This window comes from Pseudomonas sp. SDO55104_S430 (assembly GCF_054070595.1).
On sequence record NZ_JBSVXG010000331.1, the window covers coordinates 1 to 4,715 of the forward strand.

A 4,715-nucleotide genomic window follows, 5' to 3' on the forward strand; every position below is an offset into this window, starting at 1 on the left:
GTGTCAGTAACAGAAAAGTTGACTGATACACCGCTTTCGCGAGCAAGCCCGCTCCCACATTGGTTTTTGGTGTTCTTAGATACGCAACCCGCCATCCATCTCCAGAATCCGACCGGTGTAGTAGTCGTTCTCGAAGATGTACGCCGCCGAATGGGCGATCTCTTCCGGCTTGCCCATGCGCTTGAGCGGAATCCCCGATGTCATCTTCTCCAGCGCTTCAGGCTTCATGCCCAGGGTCATCTCGGTCTCGATGAAACCCGGTGCAATGCCGGCCACGCGGATGCCGTAGCGCGCCAGTTCCTTGGCCCAGGTCACGGTCGCGGCGGCGACACCGGCCTTGGCGGCGGAGTAGTTGGTCTGGCCGACGTTGCCAGCGCGGGAGATCGACGAGATATTGATGATCGCGCCGCTGTTGTTCAGCTCGACCATTTTCGCCGCGACTTCGCGGGTGCACAGGAACACGCCGGTCAGGTTGACGTCGATGACCGCCTGCCATTGGGCCAGGCTCATCTTGGTCATCTCGCCGTCCTTGACCTTGAGCAGCAGCCCGTCGCGCAGGATGCCGGCGTTGTTGATCAGGCCATGGATCGCACCGAAGTCCTCGGCGACCTGCGCGACCATGTGGCTCACCTGTTCTTCGTTGGCCACATTGCACAGGTAGGTGCGGGCTTCGACGCCTTTGGCCCTGCAGGCGGCCACGGCGTCGTCGAGCTTTTCCTGATTGAGGTCGACCAGGGCCAGCTTGGCGCCCTTTGCAGCGAAATACTCGGCCATGGAGCGGCCCAAACCTTGGCAACCGCCAGTGATAATGATTACTTTGTCAGTGAGTTGCATTCGCATGCCCCCGGTGGCAGGTCTGAGTGGTTTGCTGGCAGGGCTCCCTCTATCTGCGTCCGGGCATGGCCTGGCTGCACATGAGAATCGCCCCGTTGGCGTGCTGGAACGTTCTCCAGTTGCCTGTCCGTTTTTCTGACGGATTCTTAATAAGGAGTCATAAATTGAGCGTTGAAGTTGCCAAGCATGCACGAGAATTGCTGCTCAAGGAATACCGCGGCGTCCTGTCGACGCTCTCCAAGGCCATGCCCGGTTTTCCGTTCGGTTCGGTGGTTCCTTATTGCCTCGACGACCAAGGCCAGCCGCTGATCCTGATCAGCCGCATCGCCCAGCACACCCACAACCTGCAGAAGGACCCCAAGTGTTCGATGCTGGTGGGCGAGCGTGAAGCCGAAGACGTACAGGCCGTCGGGCGCCTGACCTATCTGGCCGAAGCGCAACGGATCGAGGACGAGGCCGCCATCGAAGTGGCTGCCGAGCGTTACTACCGCTATTTCCCCGAATCGCAGAACTACCACAAGGCCCATGATTTCGATTTCTGGGTGTTGCAGCCGGTGCGTCACCGTTACATCGGCGGTTTCGGCGCCATCCACTGGGTCAACGATCTGACCCTGGCCAACCCGTTCGCCGGCAAGGCCGAAGTGAGCATGGTCGAACACATGAACGCCGATCACGCCAAGGCCATCGCCCATTACGTCGACCTGGCGGGGCTGCCGAAAAATTCGCCGGCACAAATGGTCGGGATCGATAGCGAAGGCATGCACCTGCGCATCGGACAAGGGATCTACTGGTTGCCGTTTCAAGCGCCGTGTAATACGCCGACACAAGTTCGCGAAGCCTTGGTTTTCCTGGCTCACGCCGAACATTGGCCGAAAAATGAAGTGGCGGACGCTTGAATTCACGAAACGGCGACGTCATCTAAGTTGAACTGCAAGGCATTCTTGCGTTGAGGATCTATTTGATGCGCCCTTTTTTGTTGCTCTTTCTGCTGTTTCCGGTGCTGGAGCTGTTCGTATTCGTCAAGGTGGCAGGGTCGATCGGGTTCTTCCCGGCCCTGGCGCTGATCATTCTCGGCTCGATGTTCGGTGTGTTCGTGCTGCGGGTCGCCGGTCTGGCCACTGCATTGCGTGCCCGTGAGAGCTTGAACCGCGGCGAGTTGCCTGCGCAGACCATGCTCGAAGGACTGATGCTGGCGCTGGCCGGCGGACTGTTGATTCTTCCGGGTTTCATCAGCGACGTGATCGGCCTGATCATGCTGCTGCCGATGAGCCGTCGCCTGCTGGCCAATAAAATGCGCCAGCGCGCCGAGGAACAGGCGATGCGCCAACGTGCATTCGCCGATGACCTTCAGCCCCGTGGCGGTCCGTCGCCGCGCGAGCCGCTGAGTCGCGAGCCCAACGTGATCGAAGGCGAGTTCGAACACCGCGACAGCAAATAACCGCTCTATCGACACGGCACCTTCGGGTGCCGTGATCGTTTGCGGGGCATCGAGCTGAAAATTTTTCGATACCCGCCCTTGTAATAAGCTTATGCGCCCTTATGTAGCTGTCACCGCAAGGTTTATGGCACTTACGCCAGACAGACTTCCGCGGTTCGCTTGACGAGCCGCAACCGGCACCGCCGGACTTTGTTAAACCTGCCGGGACTACACCGGCCGATGAAAACCACAATTAGGAGAGATCGACAATGAAGCTTCGTCCTCTGCATGACCGCGTCGTAATCCGTCGCAGCGAAGAAGAAAAGAAAACCGCTGGCGGTATCGTCCTGCCAGGTTCGGCTGCTGAAAAAGCCAACAGCGGCGAAATCCTCGCTGTAGGCGCCGGCCGCGTACTGGATAACGGTGAAGTGCGTGCACTGTCCGTAAAAGTGGGCGACAAGGTTGTGTTCGGTCCTTACTCCGGCAGCAACACTGTGAAAATCGACGGCGAAGACCTGCTGGTAATGGCTGAGAACGAGATTCTCGCTGTTATCGAAGGCTGATTTCCCGCTCATTTTCCCGCTACTACAAAGTATTTAAGGAATATCGATCATGGCTGCTAAAGAAGTTAAATTCGGCGACTCCGCCCGCAAGAAAATGCTCGTTGGCGTTAACGTCCTGGCCGACGCGGTAAAAGCGACCCTGGGCCCGAAAGGCCGTAACGTGATCCTCGAGAAGAGCTTCGGCGCTCCGACCATCACCAAGGACGGCGTTTCCGTAGCCAAGGAAATCGAGCTGGAAGACCGTTTCGAAAACATGGGCGCACAGCTGGTCAAGGACGTAGCGTCCAAGGCCAACGATGACGCCGGTGACGGCACCACCACCGCTACCGTTCTGGCTCAAGCCATCGTCAACGAAGGCCTGAAAGCCGTCGCTGCCGGCATGAACCCGATGGACCTGAAGCGCGGCATCGACAAGGCGACCATCGCTGTCGTCAAAGAGCTGAAAGCTCTGTCCAAGCCATGCGCCGACACCAAGGCTATCGCTCAGGTAGGCACCATCTCCGCCAACTCCGACAACTCCATCGGCGACATCATTGCCGAAGCCATGGAAAAAGTCGGTAAAGAAGGCGTGATCACCGTTGAAGAAGGCTCGGGCCTGGAAAACGAACTGTCGGTCGTAGAAGGCATGCAGTTCGACCGTGGCTACCTGTCCCCGTACTTCGTCAACAAGCCGGACACCATGGTTGCCGAGCTCGACGGCCCGCTGATCCTGCTGGTCGACAAGAAAATCTCGAACATCCGCGAAATGCTGCCAGTACTGGAAGCCGTTGCCAAAGCCGGCCGTCCACTGCTGATCATTGCCGAAGACGTTGAAGGCGAAGCCCTGGCGACTCTGGTTGTGAACAACATGCGTGGCATCGTCAAAGTTGCAGCCGTCAAGGCTCCAGGCTTCGGCGACCGTCGCAAGGCCATGCTGCAGGACATCGCCGTTCTGACCGGCGGTACCGTTATCTCCGAAGAGATCGGCCTGAGCCTGGAAAGCACCACCCTGGAGCACCTGGGTAACGCCAAGCGCGTAACCCTGACCAAGGAAAACACCATCATTGTTGACGGTGCTGGCGTTCAGGGCGACATCGAAGGCCGTATCGCTCAGATCCGTGCCCAGGTTGCCGAAACTTCCTCGGACTACGACCGTGAAAAACTGCAGGAGCGTCTGGCCAAGCTGTCCGGCGGCGTTGCAGTGATCAAGGTTGGCGCTGGCTCCGAAGTCGAAATGAAAGAGAAGAAAGCCCGCGTTGAAGACGCCCTGCACGCTACCCGTGCAGCCGTTGAAGAAGGCGTGGTACCTGGCGGTGGCGTAGCACTGATCCGTGCTCTGCAAACCCTGGCCGACTTCAAAGGTGACAACGCTGACCAGAACGTTGGTATCGCTGTTCTGCGTCGCGCGATCGAAGCGCCGCTGCGCCAGATCGTTGCCAACTCCGGCGACGAGCCAAGCGTAGTGGTCGACAAGGTCAAGAACGGTCAAGGCAGCTTCGGCTACAACGCTGCTACCGGCGAGTACGGCGACATGATCGAAATGGGCATCCTGGATCCAACCAAGGTTACCCGTTCCGCTCTGCAAGCTGCAGCCTCCATCGGCGGTCTGATCCTGACCACCGAAGCTGCGGTAGCTGACGCACCGAAGAAAGAAGGTGCTGCTGGCGGCGGTATGCCAGACATGGGTGGTATGGGCGGCATGGGCGGCATGATGTAAGCCAGCCTTACCCCTGTAACGAAAAACCCCGCCTGCGAAAGCAGGCGGGGTTTTTTATTGTCTGCTGCAAAGTTATGTTGTTTTCGAGGGCCTCTTCGCGGGCAAGCCATTTAGTTAAGAGATTTAACAGGCGATGAGGTCATTGTGGCGAGGGGGCTTGCCCCCGTTGGGCTGCGAAGCGGCCCCAAAAAATAAACCCACCACA

5 protein-coding genes are annotated in these 4,715 nt (G+C 58.5%); 4 read left to right on the top strand and 1 reads right to left on the bottom strand.

The features are described 5' to 3' along the window. Window positions 1-75: 75 nt before the first annotated feature. Window positions 76-834 (bottom strand): SDR family oxidoreductase, encoded by a 759-nt coding sequence (locus ACW9JE_RS28755; protein ID WP_457434681.1) that lies wholly within the window; start codon window positions 832-834, stop codon window positions 76-78. Window positions 835-998: 164 nt separating this feature from the next. Here ACW9JE_RS28755 and ACW9JE_RS28760 point away from each other — a divergent pair, with 164 nt between their 5' ends. The 4 genes from ACW9JE_RS28760 (at window position 999) to groL (ending at window position 4,510) form a co-directional block, all read left to right on the top strand. Beyond that, on the top strand, window positions 999-1,730 hold the full coding sequence (locus ACW9JE_RS28760) for a HugZ family pyridoxamine 5'-phosphate oxidase (RefSeq protein ID WP_457434682.1): 732 nt from the start codon (window positions 999-1,001) through the stop codon (window positions 1,728-1,730). Between the two features lie 65 nt (window positions 1,731-1,795). After that, window positions 1,796-2,272 (top strand): FxsA family protein, encoded by a 477-nt coding sequence (locus ACW9JE_RS28765; protein ID WP_457434684.1) that lies wholly within the window; start codon window positions 1,796-1,798, stop codon window positions 2,270-2,272. Window positions 2,273-2,520: 248 nt separating this feature from the next. Next, the gene (locus ACW9JE_RS28770) at window positions 2,521-2,814 is read left to right on the top strand and encodes a co-chaperone GroES (RefSeq protein ID WP_224538676.1); all 294 of its coding nucleotides are present in this window, start codon (window positions 2,521-2,523) and stop codon (window positions 2,812-2,814) included. Window positions 2,815-2,863: 49 nt separating this feature from the next. After that, on the top strand, window positions 2,864-4,510 hold the full coding sequence (gene groL / locus ACW9JE_RS28775) for a chaperonin GroEL (protein WP_224538677.1): 1,647 nt from the start codon (window positions 2,864-2,866) through the stop codon (window positions 4,508-4,510). The last annotated feature ends 205 nt before the right edge of the window (window positions 4,511-4,715 follow it).